The 25,865-nt window shown below is 61.0% G+C and carries 21 protein-coding genes and 1 pseudogene; 5 read left to right on the forward strand and 17 right to left on the reverse strand.

Going from position 1 to position 25,865, the window contains the following annotated elements; translation table 11 throughout:
* Positions 1–146: 146 nt before the first annotated feature.
* From chrA to QMK58_RS12935, 3 genes are all read right to left on the reverse strand, one after another.
* On the reverse strand, positions 147–1,478 hold the full coding sequence (gene chrA, locus QMK58_RS12925) for a chromate efflux transporter (protein WP_413817427.1): 1,332 nt from the start codon (positions 1,476–1,478) through the stop codon (positions 147–149).
* A gap of 27 nt (positions 1,479–1,505) precedes the next feature.
* Complete coding sequence (locus tag QMK58_RS12930; RefSeq protein ID WP_320396401.1) at positions 1,506–2,405, reverse strand: bestrophin family protein; 900 nt, start codon at positions 2,403–2,405, stop codon at positions 1,506–1,508.
* A 142-nt stretch (positions 2,406–2,547) separates the two neighbouring features.
* Positions 2,548–3,399, reverse strand: a complete 852-nt coding sequence (locus QMK58_RS12935) for a CAP domain-containing protein (RefSeq protein ID WP_320396402.1) — start codon at positions 3,397–3,399, stop codon at positions 2,548–2,550.
* Positions 3,400–3,541: 142 nt separating this feature from the next.
* Here QMK58_RS12935 and QMK58_RS12940 point away from each other — a divergent pair, with 142 nt between their 5' ends.
* On the forward strand, positions 3,542–4,162 hold the full coding sequence (locus tag QMK58_RS12940) for a cell wall hydrolase (RefSeq protein ID WP_320396403.1): 621 nt from the start codon (positions 3,542–3,544) through the stop codon (positions 4,160–4,162).
* 118 nt (positions 4,163–4,280) lie between these two features.
* On the opposite strand, the gene ahr is transcribed toward QMK58_RS12940, so the two are convergent.
* From ahr to QMK58_RS12985, 9 genes and pseudogenes are all read right to left on the reverse strand, one after another.
* Positions 4,281–5,315, reverse strand: a complete 1,035-nt coding sequence (gene ahr / locus QMK58_RS12945) for an NADPH-dependent aldehyde reductase Ahr (RefSeq protein ID WP_053161005.1) — start codon at positions 5,313–5,315, stop codon at positions 4,281–4,283.
* Positions 5,316–5,458: 143 nt separating this feature from the next.
* Positions 5,459–6,931 (reverse strand): sensor histidine kinase, encoded by a 1,473-nt coding sequence (locus QMK58_RS12950; protein ID WP_053161002.1) that lies wholly within the window; start codon positions 6,929–6,931, stop codon positions 5,459–5,461.
* Between the two features lie 367 nt (positions 6,932–7,298).
* Positions 7,299–8,352, reverse strand: a pseudogene (locus QMK58_RS12955) (alpha/beta fold hydrolase).
* Between the two features lie 574 nt (positions 8,353–8,926).
* Positions 8,927–10,399 (reverse strand): aldehyde dehydrogenase family protein, encoded by a 1,473-nt coding sequence (locus QMK58_RS12960; RefSeq protein ID WP_320396405.1) that lies wholly within the window; start codon positions 10,397–10,399, stop codon positions 8,927–8,929.
* Positions 10,392–11,219, reverse strand: a complete 828-nt coding sequence (locus QMK58_RS12965) for an ABC transporter permease (RefSeq protein WP_053160996.1) — start codon at positions 11,217–11,219, stop codon at positions 10,392–10,394. The genes QMK58_RS12960 and QMK58_RS12965 overlap by 8 nt, the downstream gene beginning before the upstream one ends.
* A 1-nt stretch (position 11,220) precedes the next feature.
* A complete protein-coding gene (locus QMK58_RS12970) occupies positions 11,221–12,138 on the reverse strand; it encodes an ABC transporter permease (protein ID WP_053160994.1) in 918 nt (305 codons plus the stop codon).
* A 31-nt stretch (positions 12,139–12,169) separates the two neighbouring features.
* A complete protein-coding gene (locus QMK58_RS12975; protein WP_053160991.1) occupies positions 12,170–13,312 on the reverse strand; it encodes an ABC transporter substrate-binding protein in 1,143 nt (380 codons plus the stop codon).
* 39 nt (positions 13,313–13,351) lie between these two features.
* The gene (locus QMK58_RS12980; RefSeq protein WP_053160989.1) at positions 13,352–14,467 is read right to left on the reverse strand and encodes an ABC transporter ATP-binding protein; all 1,116 of its coding nucleotides are present in this window, start codon (positions 14,465–14,467) and stop codon (positions 13,352–13,354) included.
* A gap of 217 nt (positions 14,468–14,684) precedes the next feature.
* Entirely contained in the window at positions 14,685–15,488 is an 804-nt protein-coding gene (locus QMK58_RS12985; protein ID WP_053160987.1) for a response regulator transcription factor, read from the reverse strand.
* A gap of 275 nt (positions 15,489–15,763) precedes the next feature.
* Between QMK58_RS12985 and QMK58_RS12990 the strand changes: the two genes are divergently transcribed.
* From QMK58_RS12990 to QMK58_RS13000, 3 genes are read left to right on the forward strand one after another with little or no spacing between them, the layout of a single operon-like run.
* Positions 15,764–17,140 (forward strand): iron-containing redox enzyme family protein, encoded by a 1,377-nt coding sequence (locus QMK58_RS12990; protein ID WP_053160985.1) that lies wholly within the window; start codon positions 15,764–15,766, stop codon positions 17,138–17,140.
* Positions 17,141–17,169: 29 nt separating this feature from the next.
* Positions 17,170–18,114, forward strand: a complete 945-nt coding sequence (locus QMK58_RS12995; RefSeq protein WP_053160983.1) for a methyltransferase — start codon at positions 17,170–17,172, stop codon at positions 18,112–18,114.
* 13 nt (positions 18,115–18,127) lie between these two features.
* A complete protein-coding gene (locus tag QMK58_RS13000; protein WP_053160981.1) occupies positions 18,128–19,249 on the forward strand; it encodes a carboxylate-amine ligase in 1,122 nt (373 codons plus the stop codon).
* A 9-nt stretch (positions 19,250–19,258) separates the two neighbouring features.
* Here QMK58_RS13000 and QMK58_RS13005 read toward each other — a convergent pair whose 3' ends face one another.
* The gene (locus QMK58_RS13005; RefSeq protein ID WP_053160979.1) at positions 19,259–20,479 is read right to left on the reverse strand and encodes an MFS transporter; all 1,221 of its coding nucleotides are present in this window, start codon (positions 20,477–20,479) and stop codon (positions 19,259–19,261) included.
* 134 nt (positions 20,480–20,613) lie between these two features.
* Here QMK58_RS13005 and QMK58_RS13010 point away from each other — a divergent pair, with 134 nt between their 5' ends.
* Complete coding sequence (locus QMK58_RS13010; protein WP_053160977.1) at positions 20,614–21,387, forward strand: AraC family transcriptional regulator; 774 nt, start codon at positions 20,614–20,616, stop codon at positions 21,385–21,387.
* A gap of 42 nt (positions 21,388–21,429) precedes the next feature.
* On the opposite strand, the gene phnX is transcribed toward QMK58_RS13010, so the two are convergent.
* The 4 genes from phnX to psrA form a co-directional block, all read right to left on the reverse strand.
* Positions 21,430–22,257, reverse strand: a complete 828-nt coding sequence (gene phnX, locus QMK58_RS13015; protein ID WP_053160975.1) for a phosphonoacetaldehyde hydrolase — start codon at positions 22,255–22,257, stop codon at positions 21,430–21,432.
* Between the two features lie 86 nt (positions 22,258–22,343).
* A complete protein-coding gene (locus tag QMK58_RS13020; RefSeq protein ID WP_053160973.1) occupies positions 22,344–23,216 on the reverse strand; it encodes a LysR substrate-binding domain-containing protein in 873 nt (290 codons plus the stop codon).
* 54 nt (positions 23,217–23,270) lie between these two features.
* Entirely contained in the window at positions 23,271–24,566 is a 1,296-nt protein-coding gene (locus tag QMK58_RS13025; protein ID WP_053160971.1) for an MFS transporter, read from the reverse strand.
* A gap of 128 nt (positions 24,567–24,694) precedes the next feature.
* Entirely contained in the window at positions 24,695–25,786 is a 1,092-nt protein-coding gene (gene psrA / locus QMK58_RS13030; RefSeq protein WP_095058525.1) for an iron-containing alcohol dehydrogenase PsrA, read from the reverse strand.
* Between the last annotated feature and the right edge of the window lie 79 nt (positions 25,787–25,865).

The following is a 25,865-nucleotide window of genomic DNA, read 5'->3' on the forward strand; positions in this document are numbered from 1 at the left end:
TTTGGAACGGCTCAAGGCCATGGGCAGATTGACAATGCGGTTCATAGCGAGTTTTCCAGCATTGGATTTCGTCGGAGGCCAGTGTGACAAGCCATCCGGGCGTGGCTGGATACTAGGGGGGAATGTGGCGTGTGTAAACGCCTGATTCATTGCATCAGACCCAGGCCGAGCACCCCACTGCCGATCAATACTTCGATCACGCCGCGCTTGAAGTGCAGCAACGCAGCCGCCGCTGCCATCGCGATCAGCGCCGAAGGCCAGTCGAGGTTTGCACTGAAACCGTTCGGCCAAAGGACGTGATAGGCAAAAAAACACGCCAGATTAAGAATCACCCCGACCACTGCGGCCGTGATCGCGGTCAACGGCGCGGTGAATTTGAGTTCGTTGTGTGTCGACTCCACCAGCGGGCCACCGGCGAGAATGAACAGGAACGAGGGCAGGAAGGTAAACCAGGTTACCAGCGATGCGGCCAGTGCACCGGCGACAAAAGCCTGATCCGGGCCGAACACCTGATGCACGTAAGCGCCGATGAAGCCGACAAATGCCACCACCATGATCAACGGGCCGGGCGTTGTTTCGCCGAGCGCCAGGCCGTCGATCATCTGCGTCGGTGTCAGCCATCCATAGTGGCCGACCGCGCCCTGGTACACATACGGCAGCACCGCGTAGGCGCCGCCGAACGTGAGCAGCGCCGCTTTGGTGAAGAACCAGCCCATTTGCGTCAGCGTGCCTTCCCAGCCGAACAGGGTGATGAGGATCGCCATGGGAAGCGTCCATAACACCGCGCCGATCACCAGCAGACGCGCCAGTTTCAATCCACTGAAACGGGCGTGTTCAGGGGGCGGTGTGTCGTCGTCGATCAACGCTGGACCGAAGGTTTTTTCGGCAGCACTGTGTCCCCCGGTCCTGAATTTTTCCGGAGCCAGTCGCCCGCCGAAATAACCGATCACCGCCGCGCCCAGCACGATCAGGGGAAACGGCATGTTGAGTACAAAAATAGCCACGAAAGACGCCGCGGCAATGCCCCACAACCAATTATTCTTCAACGCCCGCGAGCCGATGCGATGCGCCGCTTGCAGCACAATCGCCGTCACCGCCGGCTTGACCCCGTAAAACAACCCGGCCACCACCGGTACGTCCCCGAACGCGATGTACACCCAGGACAGCAGGATCAGGATGAACAGCGACGGCAACACAAACAGCACGCCAGCGATCACACCGCCCCAGGTCCGGTGCATCAGCCAGCCGATGTAAGTCGCCAGTTGCTGGGCCTCGGGGCCGGGCAGCAACATGCAATAGTTGAGGGCGTGCAGGAAGCGCCGTTCGGAAATCCAGCGCCGGCGTTCGACCAGTTCCTGGTGCATGATCGAAATCTGCCCCGCCGGCCCGCCGAAACTGATGAAGCCCAGTTTGAGCCAGAACAGAAATGCTGCACGCAGGCTGATGGCTTGAGGTGTCGACAGATCCTGTTCCGAGATCGGCTTCAAACGGATTTCCTTATGGGTTCAGCTCAGCACAAAGTCCACGGGTTCCAGCAGTGGTGGCAAGGGGCTCACACCTTGTGCCGCCAGAACGTCGCGCTCGATGATGCGCACCAGCGCATCGGTGGGCAACTGGTTCTCATCGCCGCCGAACGGGTCCTCGAGGGCATCGGCAATTGCGTCCAGACCGAAAAAGGTATAGCTGACGATCGCGGTGAAAATCGGCGTCATCCAGCCCAGCGGCTCGGCCATGGCGAAGGGCAGCAGGATGCAGAACAGGTAAATGGTCCGGTGCAGCAACAGGGTGTAGGGGAAGGGCAGCGGGGTGTTTTTGATCCGCTCACAGATGGCCTGGACCTGGGTCAGGCGGGTCAACTGGTTGGACATAAGCGTGTAGCGCCATTCATTGATCGCGCCGGACTCGGCGAGGGTCGAGCAGCGCTGTCCGACCTGCATCAGAATCCGCCCGCAGAGGTCGCCGGCAGTGTCCTTGGGCACCGGATCGAGCCAGGCGCCACTGGCGGCCAGTTCGTCCTCCTTACGCAACCTGGCGTTCAGCGCGTGAGCAAAACCGCACAGGTTTCGCAGCAGGCTGTGACGCTCGCTTTCCTCCTTGATGACCTGGGCTTCGCGCGCCAGGGAGCGAACCCCCACCAGCAGATCGCCCCACGCTTTACGCGCTTCATACCAGCGGTCGTAACAAGCGTTGTTGCGAAAGCTCATGAAGATCGACAACGACAAGCCGAGCAGGGTGAAGGGCGTTGCACTGACTTTGGAAAAGTAGCTGGGGTGCCACATTTCAACGAGCACGATGGCTGACGCGAGCAGCGTCACCATCAACGCGCGCCAGGCGATGCGTTTGGCAATCGAGCCCTTGAGCGAAGTCAGGATGCCGATCAGGTTGGGCTTGGGTCTTACGATCATGGTGTTCGCCAGAGAAGAGCCGTAGTCCAGCCACGGCTCGTGTTCATCAAACGGCGCAGGCTAGAAACAAAGGGACGCGGCGTCCAATCACTGTTAATGACCGGGTCATCGATAACCTCTATGAAGCTTCCCGTTGCCCCGTTCACTGCGCCCCAAACATCGCCGTCCAGTAAATCCCGCCGTCGCTCTTCGGGTCGGTCGCGTACGCCGCGCCCAGATCGCGGAACTGCGGGTTCATCAGGTTGGCGCAATGGCCGGGGCTGGCGAGCCAGCCGTCGACTACCTTGCTCACGCTGTCTTGCCCGGCGGCAATGTTTTCGCCGATTTGCTGAAAGTCGTAGCCCGCCAGTTCCGCACGATCACCGGGGGTGCGGCCGTCGCGATCCTTGTGATCGAAGTAGTTGTTGTTGGCCATGGACCGCGAGTGAGTCTCGGCCGCCGTTGCCAGCGTGGCGTTCCAGGTCAGCGGCGTGGTGGCGGCAAAAGATTGTGTGCCGCACTGGGTGGCGCGGCTGCGGGCGGTGTTGAGTTCGGCCAGGAGTTTCTGGCCTTCGGCCTGCCAGTCGCCCAGTCGCCCGCTCAACAGGGGACGCGCCAGGGTAATGCGCCATTCACGGTCCTGACGGCTGACGCCGACGTCGACGAATTGCGGATCGAGCACGATCTGGCAAAAACTTTCCTGGATGGCTTTCATCGCCGACGGCGCATCACGCGGGCCGGACAAACTGATCGCCTGCACGTTCTTCATCGGATAACCCGCCGTGGCCATGGCCTGTTGCAGGTTGCCGACACTGGCGGCGGACAGCACCAGGCGTGGATCGGCCGACAGCGGCGGCAACTCCGAGGAGGCCTGGCCGGCACAGCGCTGCGGTTGGTTGCGGTACTGGTTGATCGACTCGATCAACTGCGACTCGTCGCTGGCCGCGGCTGAGGCCGCGAACACCAGGCCCAGTGACAAACCGGCAAAACGCATGGCGGATGACGTCAAACGCATGGAAATCCCCTTTGAACTGACTGCGCCCATGATGCGCGAAGTTGCCCCCTCATGGGCAACGGATTTTCCAAGTGTAGTGGGGCGAGTGCAATCATTTCACTACTACACTGAAGGCACATCGCCAACAGGGTTGAACCCCACTATGCGTCTAGACTGGATCGCCACTTGCCTTGCCGTCACGTTGCTTGCCGGCCCGGTTTTCGCCACCGAACAGCAGCAAAAACAAAAAGTCGCCGAAGACAAGGCCCAAGCGCTTGAGCAAAAAGCTGCACAGGACAGGAGCCCGGCGCCGGCACCCAAGGCGCAAGCCATTACCCAGCCTGAAGTCCAGGCCGTGGACCCGGCAGGCAAAGCACCACTGGATGACGCAATCACCTGCATGGCCCGCTCGATCTACTGGGAAGCCAAAGGCAAGAACGCCGCCGATATGGAAGCGGTGGCCAATGTGGTCATGAATCGACTGGGGCACAAGGGTTTTCCGGACACGGTCTGCGCCGTGGTCAAGCGGGGTTCTGAAAGCAAAAGCTGCCAGTTCTCCTGGTGGTGCGACGGGCGCTCCGATTCCGTACAGGAAGAAGTGCCTTACGCGCTGGCCAAGGAAATCGCGCGCAAGGCATTGAACAAACAACTACCGGATCGCACAAAAGGCGCATTGTATTTTCACGACCGTACGGTGAAGCCTGATTGGGCCAGGGAGTACACCAATACGGCGAACATCGGGTTGTTCAAGTTTTACAAGCCTCAAGGCGCAGACGCGAAGTAGTTGCGTTGACCGGACGCTGTTCTACGTCTCAACCAGTCGATTCGCCTGGACCCGTATAAACCATCGGCGCCGGCATTGCCGGCGCAGGCGGCCAATCCCTAAGGTGTGAGCGGGGCGGTCATTTACTGGCATCCAGCACGACGCGGTAACGCGCCTTGCCGCTGCGCAAATGTTCGACTGCCTCGTTGACCCGGCTCATGGGAAACATCTCGACCTGCGGCAGAATCTGATGCCGGGCGCAGAACTCCAGCATCAGCGCCGTGTTGGCAGGCGACCCGACTGGCGAGGCGGACAAGGTTTTTTGCTGCGGGATCAGGTCGAACACATGAACCGGAATCGCACCGGGCACGATGCCGACAAAATGCAGTCGGCCTTTGCCACGCAGGGTGGCAAGCATGGCCGCCCAGTCCAGATCGGCGTTGGCGGTGATCAACAGAAAATCCAGGGTGCCGGCGATGGCCTTCAGCGCTTCGCTGTCGGTCGAGGCCACCACCTTGTGCGCGCCCAAGCGCTTGGCTTCATCCTGTTTGCTCAATGACGAAGTGAATGCGGTGACTTCGCAGCCCCAGGCATTGAGAAAACCCAGCGCCAGATGACCGAGTCCGCCGATGCCGACCACACCCACTCGATCAGTGGGCTTGATGCCGAATTCCACCAGTGGGTTGAACACCGTTGAGCCTGCGCAGAACAGTGGTCCGGCCATGGCCGGGTCGAGCCCGTCGGGGATCGGCAGGGCCCAGGCCCAGTGCGAGCGCAGGCGGTCGGCAAAACCGCCGTTACTGCCGATGATGGTCGGTTGCACCGTACGGCACAGGTTATGCGAGCCTTCGATACAGGACGAGCAGTGCATGCAACTGCCCTTGTACCAGCCAATGCCCACCCGTTGGCCGACCTTGAGACCACGCACTTGCGCGCCTGCCCGCACCACCCGACCGACAACCTCGTGCCCAGGAATGAACGGGTACTGGCTGATGCCCCAATCGTTATCGATCAGCGACTGGTCGGAATGGCAGACGCCGCAATATTCCACGGCGACTTCCACTTCGTCATTGCCCAAGGGACCTGGATCGTAGCTGTGGCGTTCCAGTGGCGCGCCGGCTGCAGTGGCGGCCCAGCCGGTGAAGGTTTTGAGTTCGGTACTGGCGTCGCTCATGGGAGACCTCCGGATCAAGTGTCAGGGGAGTCGGCCGTACGGGTGCAACGGCCGAGCGAAGAAAGTGTAGCGGGTTGCGGGCGCTGCACTTTGTACCGTTGGTGCTCAAGGATTTGAGCAATGACCGGGGATACGGGCAAGGTTTATCGCAGGGAGCTGTCTGTTCTCTCTATCACCCTGAAACTCAATCGCACCGACGTTCCTTGTTGTTCGTGACGGGTCAGACTGGCCTCTCCACCAAAACTTTCCATGATCTGTTTCACCATGATCAACCCGATACCCAGCCTGCCTTGCCGGGTGGTGTAGAAAGACTTGAACGCGAGCATTTCCTGCTGACGCGATGCGCCTTCCCCGGTGTCATCGATCGACAGATGCAGCCATTGGTGGCTGTCCTCCAGGCGGGACTTGATAGTCAATGTCCCCCCGGCAGGCATCGATTCGATGGCATGGGCCATCACACTGTCGACGATTTGCGTAAGCAAATGCGGGTTGCTGACTACCCGTGGCGTTTGCTCGTTGCCGTTGAGGTCGACATGAATTCTAGACTGGGCCAGTTGCGTACCGAAGCGGGACACTGTGGCCTGAACGATCGCCATGGGCTCCACCAGCTCTGGCTCGCCGTGGATCGGGCGCAAGCACTGTAGCAACTCATGGACCCACTTGGACATGCGATCAACCTGGTTGACGATGTCGGCGATGTTTTTGGTCGCCGGTTGACCGTCCATGTCGTTGGCCAGTTCAGCACTGGAGCGGATGCAGGCCAGTGGATTGCGCAAACTGTGGGCCACCGCCGTGGACATCTCGACCAGGCCAACGTAGGTCTTGTTGGCAACCAGCTGGGCTTGCTGGGACGCCAGCTGGATCGATGCCCGCCGGACCATCCAGTAGAGCCCGAAATACAAGAGCAGGCCGCCCACGGCCGTGGCCAGCCAGATGATTCGATGCCCCCGGTTGAACCGTTCAATCAGGTCGAACGGTTCCTTGTAGATTTCCACCACCGCCAGGGTATTCCCCAGGTCATCGACCAGGGGAATGTAGCTCTCGATGAAGAACATTTTGGGTGGATACAAAAATTGCTGCTCGGCGCGGACTTCATCCGCATCGCTGTATTGGGTGGAAACGCGATCCCGGGAGCTAAAGGCTGCTTCCAGCGCGTCGTTGTTCAGAAATCGCTGCCCGACCCGTTGTGGGTTGGTGGACCAGATCACCGTTCGCAGCGGGGAATAGATGCTGATCAGCAGTGAATCGGGGAGGTGCGAAAGGTGGTCGAGAAACTCCGAGCGTGCACGGTGCCTGTTCTGCGTCATTTCATCCGACAACATCCCATACGGGGTGGCCGCCAGCACATCCCCCATTCGCATTCCGAGCAGTTGGTGATGGCGTATCTCGCCGGTCGCGATGGTCTGAATGAACTGCGCTGACAGCAGGGCGTCGCGCTCCAGGCTTTCGGTCACCAGAAAACGCGTTGAAACCGTACCCAATCCGACAGCGATCGCACTGATGAGAATGAAACTGATGACTGAAAACCAGCGCAGGAGGTTGAATTGTCCAATGGGCGCAATCGAGCCACTCGTTCTTTGAGGCAGGCGCCTGAACAATGCGGATAGTGCATGCATGGCGAGTGTCCTTTGGTGTGGTTCATATCCCTGTTCGCCCGCTTGGGTTTGCAGGTCACGCCTGGGTGATTACCCAGCATTCTCTATGCCAACAGGCTTGGGCGAGCGACGAATGAGAAAGACCCCGGCACTTTTGCAGCGTTGCGCCTGAAACCGGGGACAGCGAATGCCACAGCCATCGCGGCAACCAGAATGATGAAAGGCGGGGCTGGGGCAATCCAACCAGCTCTGGGGTAAATGCCCCTGTGCGTGGGGGGTGGCCGGAAATAGTGAAGGGTGTGGCGTTTTTCTTTGCAGTACATCTCGCCCGGAAAACAGCGGCCCGGTCAGTCACACGGGCCGTTGCTGTGAAGGTGCCTGACTCACCTCAAAGATGATCCGCGTCAATCACCGCCTTGGCGAACGCCTGTGGATCTTCCTGCGGCAGGTTGTGGCCGATGCCGCCGTTGATCAGGCGGAACTCGTATTTGCCGGTGAATCGCCTGGCATAGTCCTCGGGGGCCGGGTGCGGAGCGCCGTTGGCGTCGCCTTCGAGGGTGATGGTCGGCACGTTGATCGGCGGCGCCGTGGCAAGTTTTTGCTCCAGCGCTTCGTATTGGCTTTCGCCTTTTACCAGCCCGAGTCGCCAGCGGTAGTTGAACACGGTGATGTCGACATGGTCGGGGTTGCTCAAGGCCTTGGCGCTGCGGTCGAAGGTAGCGTCATCGAACGCCCATTTCGGCGACGCCAATTGCCAGATCAACTTGGCGAAGTCGTGGGTGTTCTTTTCGTACCCGGCACGACCTCGGTCGGTGGCGAAGTAGAACTGATACCACCATTGCAACTCAGCCTTGGGTGGCAAAGGATTCTGGCCCGCCGCCTGATTGCCGATCAGATAGCCGCTGACCGACACCAGTGCCTTGACCCGTTCCGGCCACAGTGCCGACACGATATCGGCCGACCGAGCGCCCCAGTCATAACCCCCTAGCACGGCTTGTTTGATCTGGAGTGCATCCATGAAGTCGATGACATCACTGGCCAGTGCGGCCGGCTGGCCATTGCGCATGGTCTTCTCGGACAGGAAATGCGTGTCGCCATACCCACGGGCATACGGCATCAGCACGCGATAGCCCTTGGCGGCGAGCAAGGGCGCGACTTCGTCATAGCTGTGAATGTCGTAGGGCCAGCCGTGCAGCAGTATCACCACCGGGCCATCGGCCGGCCCGGTTTCGGCATAGGCCACGTTCAGCAGGCCGGCGTTGACGTGTTTGAGCGGGCCGAACGGAGAAGGGGTCGAGTACGAGGCGCTGGCGCTGGTCGAGGGCGCAGTCGCTTGCGCGTGGGCCACGCCGAAACCACTTAACAGGGTGAGAGCAAGGACCGACGAGCCGACCAGGCGGTGAGCGGTGAGCGGTGAAGTGTTTCTGCAATGCCATCTTCATGGGGATGTCTCCGTTGCAAGCCATTGGCCAGGGGCTCTGGGGTGCTCCCCTTCAAACCGTGCCTGCATTTGAACGCGGTGACGTATCCGTTCTGTGTCGAAAGGGTGGGAGGGATGAAAGCCTGTGTATCGGGAAACCGGTTCGATACACAGTGATACACAGCCTGATCTTCAGTGAACGCCAATCCCGCTGATTACAAATCCCTGTAGGAGCGGGCTTGCCCGCGAAGAGGTCGGCACGTCCAACAGAGATATTGGCCGGCCCACCGCTATCGCGAGCATGCTCGCTCCTACAGTTTGATCTTCAGTGAATGCCAATCCGCCGGCCGTCCACAAATCCCTGTAGGAGCGGGCTTGCCCGCGAAGAGGTCGGCACGTCCAACAGAGATATTGGCCGGCCCACCGCCATCGCGAGCATGCTCGCTCCTACAGTTTGATCTTCAGTGAATGCCAATCCGCCGGCCGTCCACAAATCCCGGTAGGAGCGGGCTTGCCCGCGAAGAGGTCGGCACGTCCAACAGAGATATTGGCCGGCCCACCGCTATCGCGAGCATGCTCGCTCCTACAGGGCCTGCTTACTTCAAGTACCAACCCCACGGCTGATCGCTGATGTACTCGGTCACTTGTTTGACCTCCAGGTAATTGTGCAGCCCCCATTGCCCCAGTTCACGGCCGATGCCGCTGTGTTTCATGCCGCCCCAGGGCGCTTCGACGAAGGTCGGTTGCGAGCAATTGACCCAGACGATCCCGGCGCGCAGTTGGTTGGCGACGCGGGCCGTGCGCTGCAAGTCGGCGCTCATCACGGCGGCAGCGAGGCCGAAGCGGCTGGCGTTGGCCATCTGCACGGCTTGCTCTTCGGTCTTGAAGCGCTTGATGCACAGCACCGGACCGAACACCTCTTCGCGCCATAGAATGCTGCTGTGGCCTGGCTCATCAAAAATCGCCGGTTCGATGAAGTAACCTTGGTTCAGGTGGGCCGGCCGCCGCCCACCCGTGAGCAAACGGGCGCCACTGGCCAGTCCTTGATCGATGAACCCGAGCACCTTGTCGTACTGGCCCTGGCTGACCAGCGGACCGAGCAGTACACCGGGCTGCATGCCGGGACCCATGCTGATCTTGCGGGTTTCTTCTACCAGCCGTTCGATCAGGCGCGGGGCGATGGATTCTTGAACCAGCAAGCGTGACGTGGCGCTGCACACCTGGCCCTGGTTCCAGAAAATTCCGAACAGAATCCACTCCACTGCGGCATCGATATCAGCGTCGTCAAACACGATGAAGGCTGACTTGCCACCCAGCTCCAGACTGATGTTCTTGATGTCCAGCGCCGCCGCCGACATGATTTTCGCCCCGGTGGGCACGCTGCCGGTGAAGGCCAGTTTGTCCACGCCCGGGTGCTCGGTGAGCGGGCTGCCAGCCTCGGCACCGAGTCCGGTCACTACGTTCAGCACTCCAGCGGGTAAGCCGATGCGGTCGGCGGCGGCCGCCAGCTCCAGGGCGGTCAACGGCGTCAGCTCGGACGGTTTCAACACCACCGTGGCCCCGGCGGCAAGGGCTGGCGCAACCTTCCACGCGGCCATCAGCAACGGGTAGTTCCAGGGAATGATCTGCCCGGCCACGCCAATCGGCTCGTGGCGGATGCGGCAGCGGAAGCGTGCGTCCGGTAAGGCCAGCGGTTGGTCCTGCTGTTGATCGAGATCGCGGGCCAACCCTGCGTAATAACGCAAGCACCCAATCGCGTCGCCAATGTCCCACTGCGCTTCTGGCAACGGTTTGCCGTTGTCACGCACTTCCAGCTCCGCCAGTGCCTGCTGGCCGCTTTCCAGTTCATTGGCCAATGCTTCCAGCCACTGCGCGCGCTCGGCGCCGGTGGTCTGGCTCCAGCCACTGTCGAAGGCGCGACGGGCCGCACGCACGGCGTGGTCAACGTCCTCTTCAGTGCCTGCCGCGACGCGATGGAAGACTTGCTCGGTGGCTGGGTCGATCACGTCCAGATAACCGCCCAGATCCGGGCTGACCCATTCGCCGTTGATGTAGAGCTGATCACGCATGGTGCGACTCCTGAACGCCGGTGCGGCGGTTTTGCAGATGGCGGGAAGTGAACAGCAAGGCCAGCGACACGCAGATGATCACCGTGGACACTGCATTGATCTCCGGCGTCACGCCGCGGCGGATGGATGAAAAGATGTAGATCGGCAAGGTCGTTTCGGAACCGGCGACGAAGAACGCGATGATGAAATCGTCGAAGCTAAAGGTGAAAGCCAGCAGGAACCCGGCCATGATCGCCGGACTGATCTGCGGCAGGGTGACTCGCCAGAAGGTGTCCATCGGCGGGGCGTACAAGTCCGCCGAGGCTTCCAGCAAGGCCTTGTCGAGCGAGTCGACGCGACTGCGCACGATCACCATCACCAGCGCCATGGTGAACAACGAGTGCGCGGCGATCACGGTGAAGAAGCCCATGTTCAACTTCGGCACCGTCGGCAACCAACTCGCCAGCAGTGGGTTGATCAGGTCGAACAGGCTGATGAAGGCGATCAGCGTCGAGATGCCGATGACGATGCCCGGCACGATGATTGCGCAATAGGTCAGCGCATCGAACAGCAGGCGCACTTTGGGGCCGCAGCGCTGCAAACCGAACACCGCCAGGGTGCCGAACAGCGTGGCGATCACCGCCGAGCTAAAAGCAATCAGCGCGCTGTTACCCAGTGCCTCCATGATGAACGGGTTGCCGAATGCGGTGCCGAACCACTGCACCGAACAGCACTGGAACGCCAGGCCACTGCGCCCGGCGTTGAAGCTGAACAACACGATCAAGGCAATCGGCGCGTAGAGGAACAGGTACAGCGAGGTTGAATAGCTGCGCAGCCACATGTCACAGGCCTCCATCGGCAGGGCGGCCGCCGTAGCGCGCCACCAGTTTCAGATACACGCCGATGATCAGCAGCATCATCGCCACCAGCGTCATCGCCAGCGCACTGCCGAACGGCCAGTTGCGCGATTGCAGGAACAGGTCGACCAGCGCGTTGCCGACAAAGAACACCTTGCCGCCGCCGAGAATGGCCGGGATCAGGAACTCGCCCATCAACAGGATGAACACCAGCATCACCCCGGTAATAATCCCCGGCGCGGACAGCGGCAGAGTGATCCGGCGAAAGCTTTCGAAGGCGCTGGCGCCCAGGTCCGCCGAGGCTTCGAGCAGGCGCTTGTCGAGTTTTTCCAGGCTGACGTAGATCGGGAACACCATCAGCGGCAGGTAGCCGTAGACGATCCCGATCAGCACCGCCCACGGCGTATTGATCAGCCGCACATCCTCAAGACCCAGGCTGGCCAGCAGCGCCGGAATGCCCTTGCCGCTGAGGATGAAAATCCACGCGTAGGTGCGGATCAGGAAACTGGTCCAGAACGGCACGATCACCAGGGTCAGCAACAGCGAGCGGTTCCTTGTGACCTTGACCGCCAGGAAGTACGCCAATGGATAAGCCGCCACCAGGCACACCAGGGTGCCCAGCGGCGCCAGCATCAGCGTGTTGCTGAACGCCGCGCCGCGAGAACCGAGGTTCAGGTAGTTGGCCACCGTGAAGCCACCGGCGTAACCGCCCACGGCGCTGCGCTCGCCGAAACTGAAGACCAGGATGATCACCAGCGGCATCAACAACAGCAGCAGGAACCACAAGGTCGAAGGCAAAAGCATCAGCAGGGTGATGCGCCGGCCGAGGCTGCGCCGTTGGCGCACCTCGACCGACAGGGCATGGCCCGGCTGCACCGTTTGCGGGTGGGCGGCGGCATTCATGGGTGACTCCTCATTGGCCATGGTCAGGCGATCAGGCGGACTTGAAACGCGCCATCAGTTCAGCGCGCGCCGGGCTGGTCAGCGTCGCGGCGGCACCGAACTCCAACGGGCTCAGGGCCTCGGCGGCCGGGTACATGATCGGATCGTCGAGCATCGCCACCGGCAGCAGCGCGTCGACACGCTTGTCGCCGCTCGGGTAGCCGTGGCTCAGCACTTCAAGCTTGTTGTGCTGCGGATCGAGCAGGTAGTTGATGAAAGCGTACGCGGCGTCCTTGTGCTCCGAACTTTTGGGGATGGCGAAGAAGTCGCTCCACAGCTCGCCGCCTTCCTTGCCCAGCTCGAACTGCATTTGCGCGTTGTCGCGGTGCAGTTGCGAGGCATCGCCGGTCCAGGACATCGCCAGCCAGGCATCGCCGCTGCGCATCGACGGTTGGATGTCGGAGTTGATCGCGAACAGGTGCGGCTTGACCTCGATCAGTAGTTTTTCCGCGTCGGCCAGTTCTTTCGGGTCCAGGGAGTTGAAGCTGTAGCCGAAGCTTTTCAGGGCGTTGCCGATGGCAGTCAACTGGTAGTCGTGGACCATCGTGCGGCCGCTGGCCGGACCTTGTGCGGCGGCCCAGAATTCCTTCCAGCTGGTCGGGCCGTTTTTCAGTTTGCCGGCATCGTAGAGCATGCCGGTGGTGCCCCAGTTTTTCGGCACCGCGTAGACCTTGCCGTCTACCGTGCCTTGGGCCATGAACTTCTGCTGGAACGCCGACGCGTCGAAGTTGGGAAGACGCGACAGGTCCAGCGGTTCGATCAGCCCCAGGCCGACGTAGGTGCTGATGGTGTAGTTGGTTGGTACCAATACGTCCCAGCCACTGCCGCCGGCCTGCAATTTGGCGAGCATTTCTTCGTTGGAACCGAACACGCTCATGGAGACCCGGGCGCCGGTGGTCTTACCGAAAGCGTCGAGGTTTTCCTGGCTGTGGTAGTTCGGCCAGGTCGCCAGCGACAGGCGATCCCCCAGTTTGCCTTGCTCTGCGGCCTCGGCGGTGGAGGTCAGCAGGCCGGGCATGTTGGTGGCGACGACGGCGGCGGCGATACCCAGGCCGGTGCGGCCAAGGAACTCGCGGCGGCTGATCGAGCCGTTCTGCCAGCTGCGCAGGGTTTTTATAAAAGTCTTCTGGTCCATAGCACGCTCCACATCCGGTTGATGAAACGAATCGATGATTTACAACGCCATGGCCAGGCCATTGGCGTGATCCCAGCCGACGCGCACTGGCGCGCCGTGTTCAAATGCATTGGCGCCGTGGTCCTGCTGGCGCGGCACCCGCACGCAGACCACGCCGAAGGCCTGGGTGCGCACGCGGTATTCGGTGGAGTTGCCCAGGTAAATGCGATCTTCCACGCAACCTTGCAGCTTCACTTCCCGGGTCATTTCAGCGTTGGCGCTGGCGATGCTGATCAGTTCCGGGCGCACGGCGATGCAACCGGCGGCGTTGGCGCTCAGGCCTTTGCCGGTAGGCGTCAGCGGGCTGATCAGTTCCAGCCCTTGCTCGGTGCGCAGCACCACCGAGTTGCCGTTGAGCTGGCGCACGGTGCCGTCGAACAGGTTGGACTCGCCGATAAAGTCAGCCACGTAGCGACTGGCCGGAGCTTCGTAGAGTTGTTCCGGAGTGGCGGTCTGGATGATCGAGCCGTTGTGCATCACGCTGATGCTGTCGCTCATCGACAGGGCTTCTTCCTGGTCGTGGGTGACCAGCACGAAGGTGATGCCGACCTCCCGTTGCAGGCGCAGTAGCTCCGATTGCATTTCCTTGCGCAGCTTGCGGTCAAGCGCGGCCAGGGGCTCGTCGAGCAGCAACACCGTCGGCTTGTTGACCAGGGCGCGGGCGAGGGCGACGCGCTGTTGCTGGCCGCCGGACAATTCACTTGGCTTGCGCTGGCCAAAGCCGCTCAGGCGAACCATCTCCAACGCTTCATCGGCCATGCGCAGTTGCTGCTTTTTGTCCGGGCGCGGATTGCGATAGCGCAAGCCGTAGGCAATGTTTTGCGCCACGCTCAGGTGCGGGAACAGCGCGTAATGCTGGAACACCATGTTCACCGGTCGCTCGTACGCCGGCACACCGGCCACGTTTTTACCCGCCAGACGAACCTCGCCGCTGGTGGGCTGTTCGAAACCGGCGATCATGCGCAGGGTGGTGGTCTTGCCACAGCCCGAACCGCCGAGAAAGGAATGAAACGAGCCACGCCGCACCGCGAAATCCAGACCGCTGACGGCCTGCACCTCGCCGTAGCGTTTGACCACATTGCAGAATTCGATATCGCTTGGCGGGGTGTCGTTCACGGTCGGGCTCCCTTGCAGTGATCAATCAGTGCGTCGGGGGCCAAACTAGCAATCGGGGTTTTGCGCTGTATATATCCCTTGGGGGATAGGCGCTATCCCTGTAGGAGCTGGCGCAGGCTGCGATCCTTTGATCTTGATCTTCGGCGTTCAAGTGCAAAAAAAATCAAAAGATCGCAGCCTGCGGCAGTTCCTGCGGGGGGAGGTGTCGTGCGTTTTTTCAGGCTTGCAAGGGTTCCTCCGTCAACTCCCGAATAAACAACCCCAACAACTCCGACTGGCTGCCGATTCCCAACTTGGCGTAGATGTTCTTGCGGTGGATCTTCACCGTGCCGGGGCTGATGTTCAGTTGTTCGGCCACCGAGGCACTGGAGTGGCCGCGCAGCAGCAGTTGCACGATTTCCTGCTCACGTCCGGTAAGGATGTGTGCGCCAAAGTGGTCGAAGGCTTCGCGGATCTTGAAGTCCAGGTCCTGTGCCGGGCGCGGTTGCTGGGCCTGACGCAGGCGCCAGGCTTCGCTGATGACTTGCTCGACCACTGCTTGCGCGCATTCGACCAACTGCATTTCGTCACGGCTGAACGCGCAATTGGCGCTGGAACGCATCAGCGACAACACCGCCATGGCGCCATCGCCGAGGTCGACGAAGAACGCCACTTCCTCGGCCAGTCCGGTTTGCTGGTAATACGTCAGAAAGTATTCGCCGAGGTAGAAGTGGTCGGGCGCGAACTGGCGCAATCGCCACAACCCGGGCGCCTGCCCGCGGGTGCAGGCCAGGTAGAACGGGTCGAGCAAGTATGGCCCGCACTGGTAGTCGTCGACATACACCGCGCGTTTGTCCGCCGAGAAGGTGTCGAACAACGCCAGGGGCCGGTGATTGCCTTCGTAGACGAACAACACGAAATGATCGACCGGGCAAATCTGCCGTAGCCAGTGGCTCAAGCCCGACAGCCGTGCATGCCCGGCAGGCAGGTCCAGCAGATGGGCGACACCGGTGGTCCAGAGTTTGAGTTCCTTGGGGCGCATGGCGACTACAGACTGAAGAAGATGGCGTTGGGATGCACAAACTACGCCATGGCGTGTTTCCCGGTGTTGGCGGGGCCGGCAGGGCCGAACCCATGAAAATACGCACCGCAACGGGGCCGGGTGTTACCGAGTGCTACAGGGTTGGTAGCAAAAGTGATCAGCCACCGGTCCGTGGTACCCGCAAGCCGATGGAATTTTCCCTGTCGAGCCAAATCTTCTGTTGAACGCACACGCATTTGCGTCGGCGCCAAAGACAGCGGCAGGAGATTAGCCCCATGACATTGTTCACCCCGTTATCCGGCTCCCCCTCAACGGTTGCACAGGCAACCGCTGGCCCGTTGCGCGAACTCTATGATGCGCTTTACAGCAACGCCCCCGATGCCGATCAACGGGCTGAACAATTCCTGCGCCAGCAACTGGCACTTGCCGCCGAACTGCCGAGCGATGTGCCCGAGAGTCCGGAGCAATTGTCGTCATGGGCGCAAGACCATTGCGCCGAAGTCGCCGGTGCGTATGCCCAATACCTTGAAGCGCGCAGGCAAGGAGACGGGCCTCGTTATTTTCAGAACAAGGCTCATGCGCTGTATTTCCTGCAACGCGTGGCACCGACCAAAGAAGTCGACGGCGCGTGGCTGGAAGGTGTGCTGGAGCATTGGCAGGACTGGCGCTTCGATGGCTTGCTCAGCACTTACCTTGAAGAACTCGGCAACGGCGACCCGCGACAGAACCATGTGGTGATTTATCGCAAGTTGCTCGCCGCCCACGACTGCGGCGACAAGCAGGCGCTCAATGACGAACTTTTCCTGCAAGGCGCTGTGCAACTGGCGCTCGGTCGTTGCGCGGAACAGTTTTTGCCCGAGGTCATTGGCTACAACCTCGGTTACGAGCAACTGCCCCTGCACCTGTTGATCACCGCTTTTGAACTGCGTGAGCTGGGGATCGACCCGTACTATTTCACCCTGCACGTGACGATCGACAACGTCAGCAGTGGCCACGGCTGCAAGGCTGTGCAATCGGTTCTGGACCTGTTGCCCTTGGGCGAGGGCAGGGCTGAGTTTTATCGTCGCATGACGCTGGGCTATCGCCTGAATGACCTGGGCCTCGGTTCGACGTTGGTGATCAAAGGGTTCGACCTGCAACGCGAAGTCATCGCCATGCTGGAACGCAAGCGCCGCTTTGGTCAGCACATGCATTCGGACTATTGCCGGGTCGAAGGAAAAACCGTCAATCAGTGGCTGGCGGCGCCCGGTCAAATTGAAGGCTTTCTGGTTGCTCTGGAGAAAAAGGGTTGGATCAAGCGCCATCAGGCGCCGCAGGACAGCCGATTCTGGCAACTGATCGAAGGCAGCAGTGCGGCGATGTTCGGGGTGTTCAGCGGGTATGAAAAACAGCTTTTGAAGGACTGGATTGCGGGCGATTGGCGAGAACCGCAACCTCGCCCATCGCGCCACCGGGATCACACCGCAGACCTTCCCGATGATAGGTGGGCGGACGATCCAGAACTCAAGACGCTGCAAGCGTCACTGCGCAACCTCGAGCCGCAGCTGCAGCTGCAGCAGTTGATTCCGTGGCTGTCGGCGCAGCGGCATTGCCGTCCGGCCGGGCTCTACGCCACCCGCCGCTTCGTTGAATTGCGCAGCGCTTTGCGTTGAACATCCAGCACCGACCACAGGAGCACCCCATGTCGGCACAATCCTTCGCTGATCGGACATTGCTGGAACTGGGCAGGCACTTGATCGCCGACCGATATCACTTCATCACACCGACGCCGCTGACCCACGAACGCGTCTATCAACGCTTGGCTACGCCGCTGGCCAAGGACATGCGCGATGTTTTTGGCTGGTCGATGCCGTTCGAGCACAGTCTGTTCCCGGCTGACGAACTGGCAGACCTGGAACGCGCAGGCATTGTTGAACGCGATGGCGCGCTGTGGCGCAGCACCGTGCGCTGGTCTTCCCTTGAAGGCATGCTGTTCGCCCACTCGGCGTATCCGACCACCCAGACTGACGCGATTTTTTTTGGCCCCGATAGCTACCGCTTTGCGCAACTGATCGAAGCACACCTGCAGCACTGTTTCGAGCCTGTGCGCCGTGTGGTCGATATCGGCTGTGGCGCCGGTGTCGGGGCGCTGATCGCTGCGCGCAGCCGACACGAGGCCGAGGTGCTGGCGGTGGACATCAACCCCGGCGCGCTGCGCTTGTCGGCGGTCAATGCCGAGTTGGCCGGCCTCAACAATGTCGCGGTTTATCACAGCGATGTGCTGGGCAGTGTCGAAGGCCCGTTCGACCTGATCATCGCCAACCCGCCATACATGAACGACAGCCAGCAGCGTGCGTATCGCCACGGCGGAGGCGCGCTGGGGGAAGGCCTGTCGCTGCGCATCGTGCGCGAATCGTTGCCGCGCCTGGCGTTGGGCGCAAGCCTGGTGCTGTACACCGGCGTGGCGATGGTGGCAGGTCACGACCCGTTTCTGGAGTCCGTCTTGCCGCTGGTATCCGGCGATGCCTTTGGCTGGACCTATCGGGAGCTGGACCCCGACGTGTTCGGCGAGGAGCTGCTCAAGCCCGGATACGAACGGGTTGAGCGCATTGCCGTCGTGGCGTTGACCGTGACCCGCAGGCAGTGAGCGGAGCGACCCGATGAATCCCGGCCCCCGGTTCGGCATCGAGGAAGAGTATTTCCTGACGGACCTCGACACCCGGCAAATGCTCGCCGAACCGAGTAAAAACCTGTTGCACGAATGCCGGGAGACGGTCGGCCGCAGCTTTGCCTACGAAATGTTCCAGGGACAGATCGAGGTGGCTTCACCGGTTTTCACTTCTACAGATCAGGCTGCCGATTTTTTCCATAATGTCCGCTCACAGCTTAATCGCACGCTCGCCGCTCATGGCCTGGGTTTGCTTTGCGCAGGCACGCATCCGCTGGCACGCTGGCGGGAACAGCGCGCCACCGCGCAACCGCACTTCGATTCATTGTTTGGCGAGTATCAATCGGTGGCGCAGCGCAGTGTGCTTTGCGGCCTGCATGTACACGTCGAAGTCCCCGAAGACGTCGACCGCATAACGGTCATGAACGCGGTAATGCCCTGGCTGCCGTTGTTGCTGCTGCTCAGTTGTTCCTCACCCTTCTGGGAAGGCGCTGACAGCGGTTTCATGAGTTATCGCCAAGTCGTTTGTGAAGGTTGGCCACGTATGGGCCTGCCTGAACACTTCAAGGACGAGGGCGAGTATCGGCGCTTTCTCGCATTGCTGCGGCGCACCGGTGCGATGGAGGCCGACGGCAATGGCTGGTGGGGACTGCGTCCGGCGATCCGCTATCCAACCCTGGAATTGCGCATGACCGACGCTTGCCCACGGCTGAGTGAAACCGTGCTGCTGGCGACGCTTTTTCGAGTGATGGTGGCCTTCGCCATTTCGGCTGCCAGACCGTGTGCAGGACACGACCCGGCGACACGCTGGTTACTGGAGGAGAACCGCTGGCAAGCCAAGCGCCATGGCGCGCAAGGACGTTTTGTAATGGATGCCGAAGGTGCTGTGATGAATGCCCGGCAGTGGCTGGACCAGGCCAGGACGACCTTTGAAGACACCGCGGTGCGCATGGGCGAGCCGCGGTTGTTCGATCAAGCCCAGGCGGTGTTGCTTGCCGGCAACAGCGCTGAGCGACAACGGGCGTGTCATGCGCGGGCCAGCGCTCGTCTCTTCGAGCCCGCCCTGTGCATGCAGCAGGTGGTGGATCTGCTGCTGCAAGAAAGCCGAGGGTAAGTCGCCATCTCAGCGGCGTTCCTTGATCGACGGCAACAGAATCGTCAGGATTCCCAGCAGCGGCAGGAAGGAGCACAACGTGTACACGTATTCGATGCCATGGCTATCCGCCAGATGCCCCAGCAGCGCCGCACCGATCCCGCCGAAACCGAACATCAGACCGAAGAATACCCCGGCGATCATGCCAACGTTGCCGGGCACCAGTTCCTGGGCGAAGACCACGATGGCCGAGAACGCCGAGGCGAGGATGAAGCCGATGATCATGCTCAGCACACCGGTCCAGAACAGGTCGACATAGGGCAGGGCGAGGGTGAAGGGCGCTGCGCCAAGGATCGAGAACCAGATCACTTGCTTGCGGCCGATCCGGTCGCCAATCGGGCCACCAAAAAAGGTCCCAGCCGCGACGGCACCGAGAAACAGGAACAGGTACAGCTGCGAACTGGCCACCGACAGGTCGAACTTCTCGATCAGGTAGAAGGTGAAGTAGCTGGTGAAACTGGCCATGTAGAAGTATTTGGAAAACACCAGCAGCGCCAGCACGACCAAGGCGAAGGTTACCCGGCGTTTTGACAAGCCGTGGGTGGCTTGGCTGCCTTGCTTGAGCTTGAACAGGGTGAGGTGGTTGCGATACCAGCGGCTCAGGCCGTATTGCACGAGGATGGCGAACACCGCGAACAGGCCGAACCAGGCCACGTTGCCTTGGCCGTAGGGAATGATAATCGCGGCGGCCAGCAGCGGGCCGAATGCGCTGCCGGCGTTGCCACCGACCTGGAAGGTGGACTGCGCCAGACCGTAGCGACCGCCTGAGGCCAGTCGCGCAACCCGCGAGGTTTCCGGGTGAAAGGTTGACGAGCCAACGCCGACCAGCGCTGAGGCGACCAGAATCGCCGGGAAGCTGCCGACCATGGACAACATCAAGATACCAATCAGCGTGCAGACCATGCCCGCCGGCAACAACCACGGTTTTGGGTGGCGGTCGGTATGGAAACCGATCCATGGTTGCAGCAGCGAAGCGGTGAGCTGGAACGTCAGGGTGATCAGCCCGACCTGGGTGAACGTCAGGCCGTAATTGGCCTTGAGCATCGGGTAGATCGACGGCAGCACGGCCTGGATCAAATCGTTGATCAGGTGCGCCAACGCGCAGGCGCCGACGACGCGCATGACCAAGGGACTCGCTTGCGCGGCCACCGAGGCGGTGGGTGAGGGGGAGCTGAGGGTGGTGGTCGACATGGGCGATCTTCCGGATAAAAAACGCGAACTGCGCACGCAAGGCGCAGCCAATTTCAGGGTTCGGCGTTATCCTAGGGGCCTTGAAATCGCCCGTCTCGCGCAGATCGGGCGCCTACTATCGTAAAAAGGGCAGTATGATCAAGCCACTGGACAAATTTCTCGCGGATATCGACCAGGGCGAATGGGACGTTCGCAGCAGCGCGACCGATTACCCGGAAAACTGGTTTATCCAGCCGCACTCCCACGAGAAGCATCAACTGATCTACGCCATCGAAGGCGTGATGGTGGTGCATTCGGCAAGCAGCCAGTGGACCGTGCCGCCGAGCCGTGGCATCTGGATGCCGAGCGGCGAAGTGCACTCGATTCGCTGCGTCGGGTCGATCAAGATGCGCAGTGTCTTTGTGCACCCGGATGCGAGCATCGGATTGCCTGTCGAACCCCGCGCGGTGAGTGTTTCTGCACTGCTGAGCGAGCTGATCAAAGTCTCGGTCGAGTTCGACTTCAGCGGTGAACCGGACTCAAGGGAGGCCCGCGTGCTGCGCCTGATTCTGGATGAGCTGACAATCCTGCCGACCTTGCCACTGAATTTGCCGCAGCCTGGCGACCCACGCATCAACCAGATCTGCAGCGCACTGCAGCGTGATCCCGGAAATGGCTCGACCCTGGCCGACTGGAGCGCCCGGCTAGGCCTCGACGAAAAAACCATCCAGCGCCGCTTCCGCAAGGAAACCGGCATGACCTTCGGCCAGTGGCGTCAGCAGTCTCGGTTGCTGCTGGCTTTGGAGCGTATCGCCGTGGGGGAGAAGATCATCGACATCGCCGGGGAGCTGGGCTACGACAGCCCGAGCGCGTTCACCACCATGTTCAAGAAACAGTTCGGCAAGACGCCGAGCGAGTTTTTCAAGTGATGGCGACCGTCCGTGGGACGGCCGCTTGGCGCCGGGATTGGGTCAGGATCCTTGCGGCGTTTCACCCCGCATCAGACGGGCATTGATGTCTTCGATCACTGCCGGCAGATCGACGATGGTGTCGATCAAATAGTGTGGACGTGCGCCTTCGAACATCTTGATTATGCGTGCCCGCTCGCTGTCCAGCCTGTCTGAGGGCAGGGCCTTGAATTGATCGTAGGTCAAGCCCAGCGCATTGCCGGAGCAGGTCAGGGCGACCGTCCACATCCCGGCGGCCCGGCCTTCGAGAATGCCAGGCCAAGTGTCGTCGACCTTCACGCACGCGGCGACATCGCTGATCCCCAAGGCAATCACGTTGGCCAAGGCCTGGGCAGGGTAGGGGCGACCGTTGGGTACTTCATCGGTGGCGACGACGTGGTCGGCGACGTAGCCGTTATGCCGCGCCAGCTCCACCACTTTCTCCATGACAACGGCCGGGTAGCCGGAGCAGGAGCCGATCTTCAGGCCTTGGTCGCGCAACGCGTCGATGGTGTTCAGGGCCCCCGGAATCAGCGCCGAGTGCAGCGCGATTTTCTCGATCTGCAGCGGCATGAATCGCTCATACAGCGCGGTGACATCGTCATCGGTCGGCAGGCGATCAAAGGCTGCGCGGTAGCGTTCGGCAATTTGCGGTTGATTGCACAGGGTGCGGATGTGATCCCACTTGCCCATGCCCATCGGCCCCCGCGCTTCTTCCAGGGAAACCGCGACGCCGAACTCGGCAAACGCTTCGACGAAAATCTGCGTCGGGGCAAAGGAGCCGAAATCGACGACGGTGCCGGCCCAGTCCAGGACCACGGCTTGCAGTTGGGTCGGTTGTTGGTAATTCATGGTGATTCTCCATTTTTTGTTGTGGGCAGGCCGTCCCTCTCGAGATCGAGAAGTAGGCCTGTGGATTGCTCAAGGGTGAGGCGAAATCAGGTGGCCGGTGTGGGGCTTGCGTCGAACAGCTCTGCGATCATTGGCCGGTTTCGGCGGATGCCCAGACAGCACAAGTGGTAGTCGATGGAAAACGGGTGATTGACGAAGGTGATGGGCCGAGTCCCCGGTGTTTCGGTGTACTCGACAGCCGAAACGAAACCGATCCCGATGCCTTTGGCGATGGCATGCACAATGGCTTCGCGGCTGTTCAACTGCATGACGCAGTTCAGGGCGACGCCCAGTTGCTTGCAGCTTTCTTCTACCAATTGGCGGGTGCGAGAACTTTTTTCCCGCATGACCCATTTCTCTTCGCTGATCTGCTCGACGTGCACTTCCTTCTGCCGGGCCCAGGGATGGTCCTCGCGCACCACGGCAATGATCGGGTAGCGTCGGTAAAGCTGCGTGTCGAAGCGTTGGTCGAATTCGGACAACGCCAGGATCGCCACATCGATATCGAAGTTGAACAGGCGATCCAGGGTCTCTTTTTCCGGGGAGAACGAGGTTTCCAGTTCAATGTCCGGATGACGTTGCATCAGTTCGTAGGTCAGGTTCATCGCAATCGGCGGCGAGACGGCGCCCAGGCGCAGCATGCCAGTCTTGCGTTGCTTGAAACTTTGCAGCAATTGCACGGCTTCATCCTCCTGGCCAAACAGGCCCTGAGTGATTGCGTAGAGCTGGTGTCCAGCTGCACTCATTTCGATAAAGCGGCCGCGGCGGTGGAACAGTTCCACGGAGAACTTCTTCTCCAGGGCGTTGACCTGCTCACTGACCGTGGGCTGGCCGACGCTCAAATACTCGGCGGCGAGGGTGAAGCTGCCGGTCTTGGCCACCGCATGAAATGAACGTAGCCACTTGTGGTACTGGTACATAGACGATCCTGTTCCTGAGCCGCTGCCATTGATTCAATCTGTCCAGCCGGGCCATCAACGCCTGATGAACAGCGCCACCGACGCGCTGCAGAGACAGGCAGCGGTGACTACGATGAAGATCAGCGAGGTGTTGCCGGTACTGTCGAGCATACTGCCGATCAGCGGTTCCGCCAGGCCGGCGAACAGGTAGGACGAGAAGTTCATCACACCGGTCGCCGTCCCCGCGCGTTTGGCACCCACCAGGTCCGGGCACAGCGCCCAGAAACTGGAGGCGGGGCCGTACACGAAGAAACCGCAGAGGAACAACGCGACCAGGCCGGTCGCACTGTGCGGCGCCAGGGTCCACATCCACAAGCTGGTCGCTGCACCGAGGAACATGTAAAGCATGATCGCCAGATAGCGTTTGGAACCGAACAGTTTGTCGGAGATCCAGCCATTGCTCAGTGCGCCGATGGCCATGCCGACGGGAAGTGCCACGGTGATCCACTTCGGATCGATCATGCTGTCGCCGGTCTTCCAGTTGGCGCCCAGAAAGTGCACCGGCACCCAGACGATCAAGCCATAGCGGGCAGCGTTCTGAAACCCGAGGGACACGGCTGCGATGATCAAACGGAAGTTCTTCAGCACGGCTTTGTAGCGTTGCGCCGATGTTTCGACTTCGCCGTGGGCCACTTCGTGGTTCTTGTCCTCGGCGTTGGCTACGCCAGTGTCGGCAAGCGGTTCGAACCCCAAGTCCTGCGGACGCTCCCGAGCCACGAGGTAGAAAATGATGCCCCCCGCCAACATGAGCAGCACGGGCAAGCGGAAGATCCAGCGCCATTCCAGGTGCATCACTTCCAGTACGACGATCGACGTCACGTAAGACAGGACAGAGGCGCACCCGGCCGCGAACACATAGAAGCCATACACTTTGCCGCGTTCGCCCGCACTCCACCAGTTGGAGATCAGTCGACTGCCCGGGGCCCAGCCCAATGCCTGGAAGTAGCCATTGATGCCCCAAGGCAAAATCAACGCTGCAAAGTTGCCGGCGAAGCTCGTCACCCAGTTGGCGCCACAGGACAGCACTGCGCCCACGGTCATGATGCGTCGGCCACCATATTTGTCGGCGAGGTTGCCGTTGATGGCCTGGCCAATCGCGTACGCCCAGAGCATGGCGGCCGAGGCCCAACCCAGATGCTCCTTGGTAAAGCCGAACTCGGCCTGGATACCCGGAATGGCGAAGCCGAATGTTTGCCGCCCGGTGTAGAAAAACAGATAACAAAACATCGCTGCCAGCAACATGCGCCACTGGGCGACACGGAACGACGCGGTGTGTACGGCAAGACCTGGCAAGGTTTGGGCACGATTCATGATCTTTTCCTTATTCTTGTTCGGTCCCTCCGTGTGGTAACGGAGGGTGCACTCTTTTTCAGGTGCGGCAGGAAATCGTCGCGGCTCGTAACGCCGCTGGCAGTGTAGTGATTTATGAGCGGTGAAACCTAGGCCGCGCGTGAACCGATGAAGTTCTTGCCGCGGGCACCCTGCAGGGCGAAATCGATCATGGCTTCGGCTTCGTCGGCCGTTACGCCGTAGTCGGCGAACTCGGTTTTGACATCGAGGCTGTGCAGGAAGGCGCGCAACCGGGACTGGGCCTGGTCCAGGTCCGGTCCGAAAACCCGTTGCAGGGTTTTGTCACGCGTTGCGTCGTGGCCCCAGGCAAGGCCCAAAACCAGCGGCAGGGTGAAGGAACACGCAATGCCGTGGGGCAAGCCGTAGCGCAAGGTCATCTCATAGGAAATGGAATGGGCCAGTGCAGTCTTGGTGTTGGAGAACGCCAGCCCGGCCTTGAGTGCCGCCAGGGCCATTCTTGAGCGCAGTTCCTGATTGGACAGGTCCTGCCGCAGTAAGGGCAGGCATTCGAGGATGTCTTCGATGGCCGAGATGGCGAAGGTGTCGGAAATCGGGTTGGCGTTAATGTTCCAGATCGATTCCAGCGCATGGGACAGGGCGTCCAGGCCCGTGGAGACGGTGACGCCGCCCGGAACCGTGAGCATCAATTGCGGATCGATGATGGCGACACTTGGCCAGGTGCAGTCCAGGTGCAGCGAGTACTTCTTGTGATTGGCCGCGTCCCAGATCGTCGCCCAGGGCGTGACCTCACTGCCCGTGCCCGCGGTGGTCGGGGCGGCGATCAGCTGTTTACTGCGAACCGGAACGAAGGGTTTGCCGCTTGCCAGCAATGCCAGCAGCTCATCGAAACGACCTGACTCGGTGCCGACAATCAGCGCCTTCGCCGTGTCGATGGCGCTGCCGCCACCAACGGCAATCACGGCGTGGCACTCGCCGGCTTCTTTCCAGAAACGTTCATAGGTCTCACGCAGTTGCGCGACATCGGGATTGGGCTGGACGTCTTCGATCACATAGACCAGTCGGTCGCCCAGTAGCGCTTGAAGGCGATCCACCAGCCCCAGGCCTCGGGCTTCGGGAAAGGTCACAACGGCAACGCTCTGGTTCTCAGTGATGGCGGCAAGCTCTTGCAGGCTGCCCCAGCCGAAACGGGTATCCACTGGATTGTGAAATCGGGCGGTCATGGCGGGTCCTTTGTTTTTGTTGTTGGAAGTGACGCCATGCTCGCGGTCTGCGCACTGCTGCACAAATCGATAATTCGCA

Source organism: Pseudomonas sp. P8_241, assembly GCF_034008315.1.
Classification (GTDB): Bacteria; Pseudomonadota; Gammaproteobacteria; order Pseudomonadales; family Pseudomonadaceae; genus Aquipseudomonas.